At 35.9% G+C, this 16,069-nt stretch carries 13 protein-coding genes; 6 read left to right on the top strand and 7 right to left on the bottom strand.

The window, feature by feature from the left end; genetic code table 11:
• Window positions 1-35 precede the first annotated feature (35 nt).
• Both KMW28_RS23230 and KMW28_RS23235 read right to left on the bottom strand, forming a co-directional pair.
• Complete coding sequence (locus tag KMW28_RS23230; protein WP_169662003.1) at window positions 36-3,335, bottom strand: PKD domain-containing protein; 3,300 nt, start codon at window positions 3,333-3,335, stop codon at window positions 36-38.
• Window positions 3,336-3,574: 239 nt separating this feature from the next.
• Window positions 3,575-4,027, bottom strand: a complete 453-nt coding sequence (locus KMW28_RS23235; protein ID WP_169662002.1) for a hypothetical protein — start codon at window positions 4,025-4,027, stop codon at window positions 3,575-3,577.
• A 104-nt stretch (window positions 4,028-4,131) separates the two neighbouring features.
• On the opposite strand from KMW28_RS23235, the gene KMW28_RS23240 reads away from it, so the two are divergent.
• The 6 genes from KMW28_RS23240 to KMW28_RS23265 all read left to right on the top strand — a co-directional run bounded on the left by KMW28_RS23240 (window position 4,132) and on the right by KMW28_RS23265 (window position 8,055).
• Window positions 4,132-5,820, top strand: coding sequence for an AAA family ATPase (locus KMW28_RS23240; RefSeq protein WP_169662001.1), 1,689 nt, complete (start codon window positions 4,132-4,134; stop codon window positions 5,818-5,820).
• Between the two features lie 39 nt (window positions 5,821-5,859).
• Entirely contained in the window at window positions 5,860-6,270 is a 411-nt protein-coding gene (locus tag KMW28_RS23245) for a hypothetical protein (RefSeq protein WP_215585964.1), read from the top strand.
• A gap of 215 nt (window positions 6,271-6,485) precedes the next feature.
• Complete coding sequence (locus KMW28_RS23250) at window positions 6,486-6,875, top strand: hypothetical protein (protein WP_169662000.1); 390 nt, start codon at window positions 6,486-6,488, stop codon at window positions 6,873-6,875.
• A gap of 16 nt (window positions 6,876-6,891) precedes the next feature.
• Window positions 6,892-7,287: a hypothetical protein gene (locus KMW28_RS23255; RefSeq protein ID WP_169661999.1), complete on the top strand. Its 396-nt coding sequence runs from the start codon at window positions 6,892-6,894 to the stop codon at window positions 7,285-7,287.
• A gap of 1 nt (window position 7,288) precedes the next feature.
• A complete protein-coding gene (locus KMW28_RS23260) occupies window positions 7,289-7,450 on the top strand; it encodes a hypothetical protein (protein WP_215585965.1) in 162 nt (53 codons plus the stop codon).
• Window positions 7,451-7,461: 11 nt separating this feature from the next.
• A complete protein-coding gene (locus KMW28_RS23265) occupies window positions 7,462-8,055 on the top strand; it encodes a hypothetical protein (protein WP_169661998.1) in 594 nt (197 codons plus the stop codon).
• Between the two features lie 24 nt (window positions 8,056-8,079).
• On the opposite strand, the gene KMW28_RS23270 is transcribed toward KMW28_RS23265, so the two are convergent.
• From KMW28_RS23270 to KMW28_RS23290, 5 genes are all read right to left on the bottom strand, one after another.
• A complete protein-coding gene (locus KMW28_RS23270; RefSeq protein WP_169661997.1) occupies window positions 8,080-8,337 on the bottom strand; it encodes a type II toxin-antitoxin system Phd/YefM family antitoxin in 258 nt (85 codons plus the stop codon).
• A gap of 112 nt (window positions 8,338-8,449) precedes the next feature.
• Entirely contained in the window at window positions 8,450-10,000 is a 1,551-nt protein-coding gene (locus tag KMW28_RS23275; RefSeq protein ID WP_169661996.1) for a sulfatase family protein, read from the bottom strand.
• A gap of 8 nt (window positions 10,001-10,008) precedes the next feature.
• Complete coding sequence (locus KMW28_RS23280; protein WP_205958101.1) at window positions 10,009-12,504, bottom strand: glycoside hydrolase family 2 TIM barrel-domain containing protein; 2,496 nt, start codon at window positions 12,502-12,504, stop codon at window positions 10,009-10,011.
• A 15-nt stretch (window positions 12,505-12,519) separates the two neighbouring features.
• Window positions 12,520-14,211, bottom strand: a complete 1,692-nt coding sequence (locus KMW28_RS23285) for a sulfatase-like hydrolase/transferase (RefSeq protein WP_240972478.1) — start codon at window positions 14,209-14,211, stop codon at window positions 12,520-12,522.
• A 12-nt stretch (window positions 14,212-14,223) separates the two neighbouring features.
• Window positions 14,224-16,017 carry an arylsulfatase gene (locus KMW28_RS23290; RefSeq protein WP_169661994.1) on the bottom strand — a complete coding sequence of 598 codons (1,794 nt, stop codon included), beginning with the start codon at window positions 16,015-16,017 and terminating at the stop codon, window positions 14,224-14,226.
• Window positions 16,018-16,069: the final 52 nt, after the last annotated feature.

Genomic DNA, 16,069 nt, shown 5'->3' on the forward strand with positions numbered 1-16,069 from the left:
TGAAATATAAGTGTGTTTGAAGTTAGTTTTTGCGATTACTGTCTTAATATTTTTAAGCTAGTAGTAGCTGAGCTATTCTTCAATTGTATGATATACATACCTGTATGGTAAGGAGTAAGATCTACTTTTTGCACTCCTGAACCCAATACATTTGATTTTAATACTTGTCCCATTGAAGAAAGAATATTTACCTCAGTTCTTTCATTCAATTCTAATGTAACCACTCCACTAGTAGGGTTAGGGAAGTAGCGTAAGACCACTTTCTTTTGATCTTGAATTGATGTCGGATCTTCTATATCCGATTCAATTGGAAGAACAGTCACCACCACATTATCTACTACTACAACATCTTGTGCTGTAACCTTCAAACCGAAAGTATATTTTGTCATCACTTCCACCTCTGGAGCAGTGAAACTTGGATTTAAACTTGATGGATCATCTAAAGTGATTCCAGCAGGAACAATCCACTCGAAAGTACCACCTTGAATTTGTGAGTTGGACGCATCCAAAGAAACCGCATCACCTGCATCTACTGTTTGATCTTGACCCGCATTTGCAATTGGTTGAACAAACTCACCATCAGGTTGAACGGTAATGGTTACTTGATCTGAAGAAGTGACGTTGTTGTATTCAATATTTAATGTGAAAGTGAAGTCTGTATTGATTTGAACAGAAGGAGCGGTAAACGTTGGTTGCTTCGCGTTTACATCAGATAGTTGAATGTTTCCAGGACCTGACCAAGTGAAAGTGGCTGATGACGGTACAGATTGTGAACCATCTAAAGTCACTTCATCGCCGGCAGTGACTGTTTGATTCACACCCGCATTGGCTGTTACTTCTGGAGTGACTGTTACTTTTACCTCATCTGATACTGATAAACTACCTTTTGTGGCTGTAAATGTGAAAGTATATTCTTTTGTTTCTTCAATGACATCGGGCACCTGGAAAGATGTACCTAATTGATCAGTAGATGATAAAGTGATACCATCAGGGGCTGTCCATTCAAAAGTGAAATCATCACCTGAGTTATGTGAAGCTAATAGACTTACAGTTTCACTTGCTTGAGCCGTTTGATCATCACCTGCTGATAATACAAAGTCGATATCGTATTCTACCAAACTTAGATCATCTAACAAGATGACTTCTGTGACCGGATCATCTGAACTTTGGATATGCAATTGAGATAAAATTGTCTCACCTAAATTTGCACTACCAAAACCTTCTGGAATGGTGATCACCTTCTCAAACTCCATCCACTCATTCATAATGGGTTGAATATCGCCCCAATCTATAGATGGTTTTGTCATCGAGAATTTTGCTTGATCGAACCAGTTCCCCTGACCTCCTGGCATTAAACGGAAGTTTAATACAGTAACATTCATCGACTCTACTTTAACACGACCAGAGAATTTGTATTTTTTGCCAATGACTAACGGGAAATAAGCATCTTCACTTGTAATGACACCATCAATTTTAGCCGATGTTTCCATCTTTAAACTTGTCGTACCACTTGCTTCTTGATCAACATCTGTAGAAGTAGCATAAGCGTCTAGACCTACCCAACCCGTAGATAAACCGTCTTCGAAACTTCCGTTTGTCAATAACTCTGTACCGTTTACAATTTCATTTTTTACAGTAATCGTCACCGATACTTCTTCTGATTCCAATGCTCCATCACTTACCGTTAATTTGAAAACAAAATCTTCTTCTCCATCAACATTTGGAGCGGTGAAGGACGGTGCAGGATCAGATACATCTGAAAGAGTGATGCCTGATGGTTCAACCCATTCAAAAGACATTTCATCTCCGTTAGGATCGTAACTACCTGTGGCATCAAGGTAAACTACATCTCCTGTAGAGACAATTTGATCATCACCAACCATAGCGACTGGCGCCTTATTATCGATAGTGAATTCAATTTCTTGAGAAATATTTTGATCTACAATTTCAAGACTTCCAGTTTTGTCGATATACAATTCTTTAGTAATAGAATAATTATATGTTCCAGCGACCAAAGTTTCGAAAGTGACCTGTCCGTTTGCGTCTGTAGTTAACGTCTTATCAAAAGTACTTGCATCTGTAAGTTGCACTTCTGCACCTTCTACTACATTGCCTTTATTGTTTCTGATAGTCAGTGTTGCATCATAAGTGGATACACCTTCAGCAATTAAAGTGATGACCTTTTCTGGTCCACCTTCTGACATTTCTAGATTATCTGTTTGAGAAATATAGCCATCTGCAGAGATGGTATATTCATAGGTTCCAGCAACCAAAACGGCATCAATTGTACCGTCTGCAGCCGTAGTATATTCGTTTCCGTTGATCATTACTTTTGCTCCTGCAAGGGCTGTAGATCCATCGGTGGTTACTTTTAATGGAACTGCAAGAAGTGATGGAAGGTCATCATATGCAGTTGCAGGGAAACCTTTAAGTACAGGGTAAGAACCTGATCTCATCTCCCAAGCTCCTGTATCAGTAAAGTCTAATTCTGGGAAGTTAGACTGAATAGCCATTGCGTTTGGACTCAAAACTGTCACAGCAGGGTGCGTATTTTCTTGTCCAGTTGTTGATATACTGTACAATCCAGCAATATCAAATACTCTTCCATCTTGCGGGAAATCGGCTTCTGGAACGATAGCAGGGTAACCTCTAAGAACAGTTCCATAGAAAACAGAATTTGTGATGATTCCATTATCTGCTAAATCTTTAACGTTTCCAACGAGACCTCCATTCAATCCCCAATTGGCATTAATAGTGGCATCAGCAAAGCAGTTGTTTACCTTGTTAGCAACCAAGTAACCTACGATACTACCCACATTTCCGGTAGCAGTAAAATTACCGTTAACAACAAAACAGCCTTCGATGGTTGCATTCCATTCAGAATGCCCCACAATACCACCGACTCTCTCAATACCTTCCGGTCTCATATCGGCTGTTACGTTTACCAAACCTAAGTTTTTGATGGTTCCACCTTGCATAAACCCAATAAAACCAACACCTAATTTTGCTTGGTCAGCATGTGGTGTGATGTTTAGGTTTTGGATGATATGATAGTTACCATCGAACGAACCTTTAAATGTGTGATCTGTACCAGCATCTTTCCAACCGATTGGAGTGAATGTCTGTGCATCCATATCGATGTCGGCCGTAAGTTGGTAATGAGCACCCCACATCTCGGTAGCTCCAGAAAGGTCTAATAAATCTTGAACGGTAGCAATTTGATAAGGATCACCTGCTGTACCAGTTCCCCCTGAAAAAGTTTGTGCATTGACTGAGCCGAAAAAAAGTAGGCACAGTCCCAATAGAAGTAATTGTAGTCTGTAAAGTAATTTCATTTTTTTCATCAAGTTGATAGATAGAATTGTTTAATAAGAGTAAGCGTGGTTGGTCTGTACGTCTAATAAAACAATGCGTAGTTATTAATTCATTTATCAAAGTTGTAAAAATTACACTAATAAGATGGCGAGAAATAACGAATAAAGTAGGGGGGATATTTAATCAGTCACTTTAAATTGATGGTAACGGTAATGTAGTAGGGAAAAAATTATGGATCGATAGGGGGGAAAAGTGTTTTTTAGCCCTTTGAAGCTTGGACTTCCTCTATTATGTATCTATTGGCTTGAATAGCAAAGTCATTGAGGTGTATCCCTGTGCAAGAAGCATCATATATCTTCTTGAAATCTCTTTTTGTATAGACAATCACGTATTTTCTAGCACGACTCATTCCTGTATTTACAGTATAATCCCAATCAAAATAATCAATATCTTTGATATCATAGTGTTTCTTTTCTTTAAAGAAAAAGCCATCAACATTTAACTTTAGATGTTCTTTATTTTTCTTTTTTGTAATGATGTATAGTGCAATAGGAAAGATGATAAAGAAAAGTCCTAAACCTCCCAAAACATTATATACTAAATTTTCAATGAATTGTGAAAGAATGATTCCGAACAAAAACGGAGCAAGAAAAGAGACAAACAAAGGTTTGATTATAGAATCTATATCATGATATATGAATTGTTTTTTCATTTGTAAGTATAGTTTGCTTTTTATTCAACAATGAAGGTATTCAAATAAGTCTGCATAATCAATTCCTACATAATTTTATATCTTTACAAAAAAGAGATTTAAACATGAAGAAATTCCCTATTGGCATATCAAATTTTAAAATGGTGATTCAAGATGATTACTACTTTGTAGATAAATCTTTATTGATCGAAGAGGTAATTGATAGTAACGCCACTTCACTTTTAATACCACGCCCTAGGAGATTTGGAAAGACATTAAATATGTCGATGCTTCATGCATTTTTTGATATTAATAAAGCAGAAGAAAACAAGGCCCTTTTTGATAACCTAAAAATTAGACAGTCTGCAGCTTGGAAACATCAAGGGGAATATCCGGTGATTTATCTTTCTTTAAAAGATGTAAAAGAGAATTCTTACGATAAAGCTTTAGAGAATATCAATAGGCTTTGTATTGAATGGTTAGAAGATAATGAAGAGATACTTCTTTCAGATAAATTATCTCAAACGGAGAGAAATATTCTTAATGCTCTAAGAAAAGAGAATTGGAAACAGGTAGCCTTAGAAGGCTTTTTTAAATCAGTTTCTAAAATTTTATATAAAGTATATAATCAAAAAGTCATCATCTTAATTGATGAATACGACTCATGTATCATTAAATCTTGGGAAGCGGGTTATTATGAAGAAATGATTTCTTTCATGCGTGGATTTTTGTCAGGTGGATTTAAGGATAATGATTATTTATTCAAAGGGATCATTACCGGAATTCTGAGGGTAGCTAAAGAAAGTATTTTCTCAGGACTAAATAACTTGGAAGTGAATTCCATCCTAGATTTCAATTTTGCTGACAAATTTGGATTAACTGAAGGAGAGGTTCAAAAACTACTATCTGATAGTGGGATAAGCATTTCGTTCGAAGAGGTCAAGTCTTGGTACAATGGCTATTCATTTGGAGAATGTAATGATATATACAATCCTTGGTCGATTATAAATTTTGCTTACAAACCTACTCAAGGTTTCAGACCTTATTGGGTGAACACTTCCGCAAACGAATTAATTGAAGAATTACTAACCAATGCAAATGCTGATTTAGAGAAAAAGTTAACAGGCTTTATCGATGGACAGGTAATGGAATGTGAGATCGAAGAGACTACAATTTTCAAAGACTTAGATGCTGGAAAAGAAAAAACAGTATTGGGATTATTATTGTTCAATGGTTACCTCACAAAAGCATATACAAAGCAAGAAGATATCACTATTTCTCATGGACTAAAAATACCCAATAAAGAAGTAAGTGTGGTTTATAAACAAATGCTGGAAAGATTGTTAAGTCGTTCTACTGAAGTAAGTGAAAGTTCTATTTTAGCAGCATTATTAGAACAAGATGCTTTGGAGTTTGAAGATGCCTTATCAAAATACATGTTGACTTCATTTAGCTTTAATGATATTCAACATAGAGGTTCACTTCCAGAAAAAGTATATCACGCTTTTATTTTAGGACTCATGGCTCATTTATCGAATAAATTTATCGTGAAATCTAATCCAGAAACAGGCTTAGGAAGAGCAGACCTACTCATTTATCCTAAAGATAATAATGATAAAAGAGGTTGGGTTCTAGAATTTAAAAAGCTTAAGAAAAGCTCTCCAGCGTTAAACGAATTGGCCAAAGAGGCCATGCAACAAATTCACACATCTCAATATATTACTACCTTAAAAGAACATGATAAAACAGAGGTGATGTTAGTAGGAGTGGCTTTTGATGGTAAAGAAGTGAGTTGTGTGACGGAGTTTATATAACCAAGAATAATAAGCAAACTTATAAAATCACAATAGACTATGTTAAAGAAATATTTCGATGAAATGTATAGCATTCATTATTACAATTTATCTTTTAGTAATAAAGATAGAACAGTTTATTTTTATACTATAATAATAGATCTTCTTTATTATTTGCATACTATAATAGGATCAATTGGAGCATCATTTTTTATTGTTTTGTATGATGATAATTTTCAAGAAACACTCAAAATTGTTATTGTTATATGTGAGTCAGTAATAATGTTATATTTTATTCTATTTTTATATTATTACTCCATTAATGATAATAAAAAATTTGTCATTAATGAGGATTTAAAAGTATTTAATAAATATAGAAGAAAATACAGAATACTTTATTTACAAATGCTGATTGCGTTTATTTCATGGATTTTTACTTTTATTTTTTTCGGTCCAGAGTATAAATATTAGGAAAAATTTAAAGGCCTTTACCCTTCAATAACTACTTGTTGTTCTTTTTATAGTTGGAGTATTGGCTTTAAACATAATGATGAGGTTTACTACAGAGAAGATGAATTTTTTGATTTAGTGCAATTAAAATAAAAAAACAGTTTTTAAGGCAAGCAAAATTTCTAATTTTAGAACTTAATTAAAACAAATAACAGAACTAATCACCAAAACCAATAATGAAAGTAAAACTAAGCAAACGGACAAAAAACATGATAGGGATTGTTGTAAATATAATTGTTATAGCAGTGTTTATTAATTTCTATTTTATTACTACTTACAGATATACTGTAGGATATATTGTGCCTTATTATTTAAAACCTAAAAATAATCCAAGATTTTATAAATATAAGGTGGGAAAAGAGATTTACAAAGTCGAAGTATATTCAAAGAAAAGGATACCCAAAAAAATTATTGTAGAATTTTCTATACATAATCCTGGTATTAGTGTTGGTGTAATCTCTGCAAATGACTCCATAAAACCTCCACAAAATTGGGGCAGTTGGTCTTATGAAGAAGTCGTGGAAATGGGTTATGATATTAAAAAGCCTTTTACTTTGTTTCAGTAATTAAAAAACGAAAATAATGAAGTACTTAAAGTATCTATTTATTATCTCCTTTATTTTTATTCTCTTTGAAGGAATCTCTTTGATCAAGTCTAATGACAATACTAATTCTTATGAATTAGTCTCTTCCTTTATTGTAACTAATAAGCAATTCATCCATGAATATGGAGAAAACGCTGATGTTCAATGGTTGGCTTCGACCAAAATGATCAGCAATGAGGAAAAAGTAGCCATTGTTCAATATTATGTCGATACTAAAAACCAAGGTGAAGTGAAGATCTTGTTTTTATTAGAGAATAAAAATCAAGAATGGGTAGTAGCAGATTATTGTGAAAGCTACTTTGATTTAGGAAGAAGTACTTACTTTAAGAACCATGAGCTGATAGAAGCTTGGAATTATTGTAATGAGGAATAATATGGGAAAGTTTATCTATTTATTTTTAATCATTTTTCTAACAGGTTGTTCAGAAGAAAGATATAAATACATTGAATCTGGAAGATTTGAAAACACATATAAAGATAAAAAAAGTGGGAGATATTTAGATGTCAATAGAAAAAATCATAAAGATGGGTATTAATTAATAGCTTTATGAATAATAAATGGGAAAGAATAAAAAGGAAGTATCCAATAGGAGGAATAGTTAGAGGAGAAATTATAAAACATACAGTTTTTGGAGTTTTTATAGATGTGAAAGATGAAGATCTACAGGGTTTTATTCCAATTATTGATTTTGGTATGGAATACTACGATAAATTTCATTTAAATAATGACAAGGGGAATCATAATATAATAAATGACACTACTCCTAGCTTTTATCCTGAAATAGGTTTTGAAATGCCTTTTAAAGTTACAGGTTATAATAATAATTCTTTTGAGAATAAATGGGAATTATGGTTAAGCATAAAAGTTAATAAAATGCCTAGAATAGATTGGGATCTCACAAAAAGAAAGTACCCAAAAGGTTCTAAAGTTTTTGGAAGTGTAATTAGACATACCAACCTAGGTGTATATGTAAATATTAATGATGACCCTTTAGAAGGCTTTATCCCTTCTTTTTGTTTTGGTAAAAAAGATCCATTTAAGAATTATCCATCTATTGGATCTCAAGGAGTTTTTAATGTTATGAATTACTCAATCGATATTGAGGGTCATGAAGAAAAAAATCAAATTTTTTTGAAATGAAATATCAACTTCTTAGTATTAGAATTAACTTCCCAAGTCTTCGAATGCGTCACCTATAGAATCGTATTTTGTTGATTTATCATCTTTTGAATTTAAAGCCTCCATCATTTCTTTATCTTTCATTAAATAAAGAGTTTCCATTAGAGCATTGTATTCATTTTGTTCAATCACTACATAATTGGCTTCTTTTGTTGTAATGATAAGTTCCTCAAAGTTTGACTTTACACTTTTAAGTAATGACTTTGTGTTTTTTTTAAAATTGGATAAAGATGTAACAAGCATATAATATCGATAGATTATGACCATTTACATGAAATAAGCTTTTTATACAAAAAAAGGAACCACCTCTCAGCAGTTCCTTTTGTTAGTCTTTAATAGTAATCCTAGTCAAGAATTACTGTAATTCTAATTCTTTCGAAGAAGAGAAATTAGCACCACGCATTGCAGTAAATTCCTTCATTAACTTTTGAGTTAATTCTGGATTTTCCTTTGCAATGTTTTTCGTTTGTGCAGGATCTTCTTTCAAATTGTATAGCTGTATGTTTTCTGAATTCCCAAGCTCAATATTCACTTGTTTATTCAATTTGTTGCCTTTATAGGCTGGGATAAGAACAAAGTCACCTTTTCTAAATGATGTTTTTGTATTTGCTTCCAAAATCAAGCTTTCTCTACCCACTTTGCTTTCGCCAAGTAAAGCAGGAAGAACGTTCTCAGCATCTGAAGTTTTGATATCGCTACCTACTAAAGCGGCTAAAGAGTTGATCATGTCCATCTGACAAACTAAAGCATTTGATTTTGAAGGTTGAATTTTTCCTTTCCAGTAAGTGATGAATGGAACGTGTGTACCTGCATCAAATAATGAGTATTTACCACCACGTAAACCACCTTTAGGATCGTGCTTACCGATTAATTCTACTGCATCGTCATAATAACCGTCGTTTAATACAGGACCATTATCAGATGAGAAGATAATTAAAGTATTTTCTTCGATACCCGCTTTGCGGATCGATCTTAATAACTCACCAATACACCAATCTGCTTCCATAATTACATCACCTCTTGGTCCCATTCCCGATGATCCTACAAAACGAGGATGTGGCGTTCTTGGAACGTGTGGTTGTTGCATTGTGTAAGCAAGGAAGAATGGTTTATCACCTTTCGATTTCTCCGAGATAAATTCTTTTACTTTACCTAAGAAATGATCTGCCATGTCTACATCGCTCCAAAGTGCCGATTTACCACCTTTCATGAAACCGATTCTAGGAATACCGTTCACGATAGAGTTGTTATGACCGTGGTGCCACTTCATAGTCAACATCTCAGGATTAGTCAATGCTGTAGGTTCGCCATCGAAGTTCTTGTTGTAGTCGATTTCGATAGGATCGTTTTTGTCCAAACCAACCACGTCGCCATTCTCGATATATACCGTTGGTACACGGTCTTGAGTGGCTGCCATGATGTAAGAGTGGTCAAAGCCGACTTCGTTTGGCCCTGGAGAGATATGCTCGTTCCAGTTTTTGTCGTGCGTACCTAAACCAAGGTGCCACTTACCAATAATACCTGTTTCATAACCTGCCGATTGTAACATTTTCGGAAGAGTCATTTGTTCAGTACTAATTAGCATTGGTGCTGAACCAGGAAGGATTTGTGCATTTTTTCTCCAAGGATATTCACCTGTAAAGGCCGCATATCTCGAAGGAGTACATGTAGCAGAAGAAGCATAACCGTTGGAGAAGTTTACTCCACCGTTTGCCAATTCATCCATGTGAGGTGTTTTTAATTCTGTCGCACCATTCGCACTGATGTCGCCATACCCCAAGTCATCCATATATACAAAGATGATATTGGGTTTTTGAGTGGCTGTCGTTTCTGTTGTTGTTGTTTTTTGACATCCCCAAGCTGAAAAAATCAAGGGAACCAAAAATAATAATCTGTTCAATTTCATCTTTTATTTCAAAGTGATGGTTGAAATTTAATTTCTACAGTGGCTTCTTGTAAACCTTTTGATGTTGCTTTTAAAGTAATAGGAGTTACCCCACCTCTTTTACTTTGCACAATAGCTAAAGCTAAACCATTAAAGACTTCCATTTTATCACCTTTCAAGTTCGTTACAGATGAAGAATTACCGTTACCTACGCCTGCGATTGTGCCGTCTCCTACTATTTCAAATTGTAGATTATTTGATGCAGTGTAGCAGAAATTCCCCTCTTTATCGACAACTTTAGCAGTGATATAAGAAAGATCTTTGCCATCAGATGCAATTAACGACCTATCTGCTTCTAAAACAATATGATGCGGTTTTCCCCCCGTTTTTATGACCTTTTCAGCCACTTTTTTACCATTATTGAAAGCAATTACCTTGATTTCACCAGGTTGATAAGGAACATCCCAGCTTAAACGGTACTTCGACATCATAGGGCCTTTTTCTTTCCAGTCTCTATGTGTCATTGGTAACGCCGTTAAATCTTTTCCTTTCACTTTTTTACCCATTGACTTTCCATTCACGAAAAGCTCCACTTCTTCTGCATTTGTAAATGCTTGTACTGGGATAATTTCTCCTTCTTTTCCTTCCCAATTCCAGTGAGGTAAAACGTGTACCATTGGTTCTTTTGTCCACTGACTTTGGTACAGGTAGAATCTATCTTTAGGGAAGCCACATAAATCGACTGCTCCGAAGAACGACGAGTGTACCGGCCAATCACTGTTCCATAAACCATTCGTCTTATTATCACGACCACCAAAAGGAGTAGGTTCTCCAAGGTAATCAAAACCTGTCCACATAAACTCACCCAAAATACGAGGTGATTTTTCCAACATCTCAAATTCTAAATCTGGAGGATACGCCCAAGGAGGACCCACCAAATCGTAACTTGTCACTTGTAAAGATCCCTCAGCGACCTTTGGTTCACGAGGTAAATCGTAATGTCCTCTAGAACTTGTACAAGAAGAAGTTTCCGAACCGTAAACGATCCATTCAGGATGCTCTTTCAAGATGTTTTCATAACGCATTGGGAAGTAGTTGAAGCCCACAATATCGATCTCATGTGCTAGTTTATTCACAATAGCCAATGGGTGATAGTTAAACCCAGCTGTCACAGGACGAGAAGTATCTTCCGATTTTACAATCTTCGCTAAACGTCTTGTTTCTTTCCAACCGTCTTTTCTTGTTTGCTCTAAAATCTCATTACCAATACTCCACATCACAATCGACGGGTGATTACGATCTCTTCTGATAAAATCTCTTAGATCACGTTCACTATATTCTTCGTAATGCTTATTGTATCCGTTTTCTACCTTACCGATCTTCCACTCATCAAATGCTTCGTCTATGACTAAAAGTCCCATTTCGTCGCAAAGATCTAGAAGTATTTCTGATGGAGGGTTGTGAGATGTTCTAATCGCATTCACACCCATATCTTTCATAATCTGTAATTGTCTCTCTTTCGCTCTTTTATTCACTGCAGAGCCCAAAGGACCTTGATCATGATGTAGACAAACTCCTTGGAATTTCACCTGCTTACCATTTAGTAAGAAACCTTTATCTGCATAGAATTCGATTGTTCTTACACCAAATCTAGAAGTAATTTTATCTAACTCAGTTTCTCCATCTTTCACAAAAGTGATCGCCTTATACAAATGCGGATCTTCCATTGTCCACAATTGAGGCTTTTGGATGTTCAACTCAAGTTGTGCAGTTTGTTGGGTGTTAGCATCAAGTGCTACTTTCTTAGAAGATTTATCGATAGTGTTTCCTTTCGCATCAACAATAATAGTTTCTAAAGTAACATTCGATTTTTTATCCAAGCTGTTCGTCAAATCTACTCCAATATTTACCTTGGCTGCAGCTTCAGTAATTTCTGGAGTAGTAATAAATGTACCATCATGAGCAATATGAACAGGGTTCTTATATTCTACCCAAACATCTCTATAAATACCTGCTCCAGGATACCAACGCGCACTTAATTCTTCTGGATTACATTTTACTGCTATCGTGTTGTTCTGACCAAATTGGATCGCCTCAGTCATGTCCAATTCGAAACCAATATAACCGTAAGGACGTTCACCTACTTTTTTACCGTTCACGAACACCTCTGCTTGGTTCATTACGCCTTCGAAGTAGATAAAAGCCTTTTTATTTTCTAGCTTTTTAGGAACAAAGAATTCTTTTCTATACCAAGCCTGACCGTGGAAAGGAAGTCCTCCACTACGGGCATTGTATTTTTTATCGAAAGGTCCTTCTACCGCCCAATCGTGTGGTAATTCTAATGTTCTCCAATCTTTATCGCTAAACTCAGTATTTTTAGCATTTGGTAATTCTCCTTTAGAGAATCGCCAATTATCGTTAAAGCTCACCGGCTCTAAACTTTCTAAATCTTGTTGGGGCACCTGCTGTGAGCAAGACATGACGGTACATAATAGACCGACCCCTAATGCTTTAAATGTATTCATTTCAATTTCTTTTGCTTAATCGTGGATTAACGCAGGATGTTTGTCCTTATATTCTTGAGCGGATTCAGTAGTAAAGCGTTCTACAAGTGGTTGGCCTGTTCCTCTTGCTGCCTTAATTTCTGTATCCCAAGCTTTTCTTAATTCTTCTAATTTGTCTTTGTATTGATCATCACTCGCTAAATTGTTTAGCTCATTTGGATCTTCCGAAAGATGATATAATTCCTCATACACAGGAGCTTCTCCTTCTAAAGAGCTTTCTGCAAAGCTTCTGTAAACAGGAATTTCCTTATCGTTCATACCGTACAAAACACTATTTACGTTGATTCCCAAAGCCTTCGCATATTTGATGCGTTTAGAGGCAGAGAACGTCTCGTTTTTATAGTATCTGATGTACTTCCATTCTTGATTTTGTACAGCCTCACATCTAGGATTACCAAAGTGAGTCGACCAAAGGTTTTCGGTGAATACATACGATCTAAACTCTGCTTCTTCGTTGATTAACAAAGGAGTCACATCTCTACCTTGATACACCTCCGGAATATCAATTCCAGCATTGGCTAACATAGTAGGAGCGATATCAATACTTTGCACCAAAGCATCGTTTCTATGTACTCTTTTCTTCTTAGGAATTCTTGGATCGTACACAATCGTCGATACTTTTGTACAGTACTCATACAATAATGCCTTACCACCAAGACCATACTGTCCCATCAATAAACCATGGTCAGAGGAGAAGATAATGATCGTATTTTTATCTAATTTCAGTTCTTTTAATTTATCCTGAAGGTGACCTACCAAGCGATCAATACCTGTCATTGCTTGATACTGACGAATTAATCTTTCCTTAGTTAACTCCGGCGTATCCACATGATCATAAATCGTTTGTCTGTCTTCCACTCTCAATAAATCTGCAGGAAGCTTAGGCGCTTTGATGTCCTTTTTAGCGATATAATTCTCCGGTAAAGGAATCTCCTGATCTCTCAAGAAGCTTTTGTAAATTTCATCATCACCTTCTCTTTGTTGCATTGTTGATGTACTCGCTCCATGAGGTAAGTTGAAACACAAGTTGATCAAGAAAGGCTGATCTGTAGGACGACCTTCCATCACCTTAAACGCTTCTTTAATTCTGAACTCATTGTTATCCAAAACATCAAAAGCAGCTTCTTCTACAATCTCGATTTGAGTATCATTTTCGGCGCCTCTAAAGATTTTATGGCGGTCTTTAGGATAGAAACCCAAGTGTCTGTGTCCTCCATAGAAGTAATCGAAGGAGTTCTCCATGACCATCGACTTGTAGCCATTTTTTCCAAGAGGAGTGTGGTTCTTACCAATGTAAGCCGTAAAGTAACCTGCTTTTCTCATCACCATAGGGTAGGAGTTTTGCCAAGCTTCTTCCGAAAGTGCAGTAGCCGAATTAAAGTTGACACCATGCTTTCTTTCGTATTGCGACATCAACATAGACACTCTACTTGGCATACAAATAGGACTGGTGATGTGTGCATTGGTAAACAACGTTCCTTCATTCGCTAAACGATCGATATGAGGCGTTTTCACTACTTTATTTCCCGTTACACTTAAGTAATCGTAAGGCTGATCGTCCGTTAATATGAAAATGATATTTGGTCGTTGTTCCTTACTCTTCTTCTGAGCATTTGATGTTGACACACAGGCAAGTAAGCAACCAAAAATTATAAGTAATCGATTCATTGTATTCATTATTTAGCTTTCGGTATTTGTCAGTTTATTGACATACAAGTAATACGCTCCTTGTTTTTTATTTTCTTTCGTGATAAAGAAAGCTTCCAAAGTTGTTTCCCCTTTTGGTACTTCAACTGTAAAGCTTACCTCGTTCCCTTTCTTCTTGATGTCCTCCGACCATGTCTGATCACCGATTCTTAAACCTGCTTTATGAACATCAAATACTTTTCCTTTTGGCAGGTAGTAACCTTCCATTTTCGATTTGTACTCAGGAGCCACTTCATTGTTCATTAAGTGTGCTTCTTCAGGGTAACGCTTCAAAATAAATTCGTACTTACCGGTAGTTGTAAAGTCCACTCTCCACTCACCGTTTCCTTCTACACCTTTACGAATCAATTTCTGATTCCAAGGAATTTGAGCTTCTTCTTCTACATGCCAATCGTGAGCCGTTAAGAAAGCAGATTTCGATTCCTTAGCCCCCAATAAGATATAAGGGAACTGACCGAATGATTTCTCCTGATCTGCCCAATTGTCTTCGTAAGCCTGACGTAATTCTTTTACCAATGCTGGATGCTGATCTGCGATATCTTTCTTTTGAGCAGGATCTGTAGATAAATCATATAACTCTGTTCCGTTCACTAATCTCCAATTGCCTTTCATAGTGTATGATTTTCTCCACTTCACAGGATATTCCAAACGTTGAGAATCCCCAATCAAAGTTCTATTAGGCAACTCACTTTTTGATGTTAAAGACTTCGTGATATCCATCCCATCAAAATCAATATTATCGGTGTTTTTGATGTTACACAAGTTCATCAGCGTCGGAAGTAAATCGATATGTGCTGTTAAGTCGTTCATATCGTATCCCTTTTGGATGTTCCCGTCTTTCCAATAAATAAAACAGGGTACTCTGTGTCCACCTTCGTATTCAGAACCTTTGTGTCCTCTCATATCGGCAGTGAATCCTTGTTTGCCCGCACCAAATGCAGTACCGTTGTCGGTCATGAAAATAAGGATAGTGTTATCTGCAATTCCCCATTCTTCTAGTTTGTTTCTTAGTATTCCAAGGTTATCATCTACTTGAGTAATTAAACCATAGAATTTTGATAATGTCTTGTTTAAGCCTTTGTCTAAGTAAGGTGTTACATAGTGTTGTTCTACGTTCAATGGACCGTGAGGAGCATTGGTCGAAATGTAGCAGAAGAAAGGATTGTCTTTGTTCTTTTCGATAAAGTTCATTGCCGAGTTAAACCACACTTCAGTACAGTGGCCAGGCATTTGCTTTTCTACACCGTTATGGATGTACGTATCGTCAAAGTAATCGTTGTTCCAGAAGTCAGGCGTTTGTCCAACACCACCGCCACCGTGAGTAAGCACTTCTTGGAAACCTCTAAATCTTGGATTGTAAGGGTAATTATCACCTAAATGCCACTTACCAAACATTGCCGTTTTATAGCCATTTTGAGCGAAAATATCCGCCATTGTTTTTTCATCTTCATATAAAATCGATCTTCCCATCACAGTGTGCCAAACACCTACACGATTGGCATATCTACCCGTCATAATCGAAGATCTTGATGGAGCACAAGTAGGGCTCACATGGAAATTGGTTAATCGGACACTCTCACTATGCAGTTGATCCATATGTGGAGTATCAATCATTTTATTGCCATGAGCACCAATATCCCCATAACCCTGATCGTCTGTAATAATTAAGATCACGTTAGGAGGAGTATCATTTGATGCTGTTTGATTTTTTGCACAACTGCCTAGGATTAGAAGCAGTCCAATAGAAAAAAAGTAAGATAATCTCATCGTAATAGTCGGATAATAAAAAGAGAAATGGGAAGTAAATAAGGGTGCTTCC

Origin of the sequence: Flammeovirga yaeyamensis (genome assembly GCF_018736045.1) — a bacterium.
Classification (GTDB): domain Bacteria; phylum Bacteroidota; class Bacteroidia; order Cytophagales; family Flammeovirgaceae; genus Flammeovirga; species Flammeovirga yaeyamensis.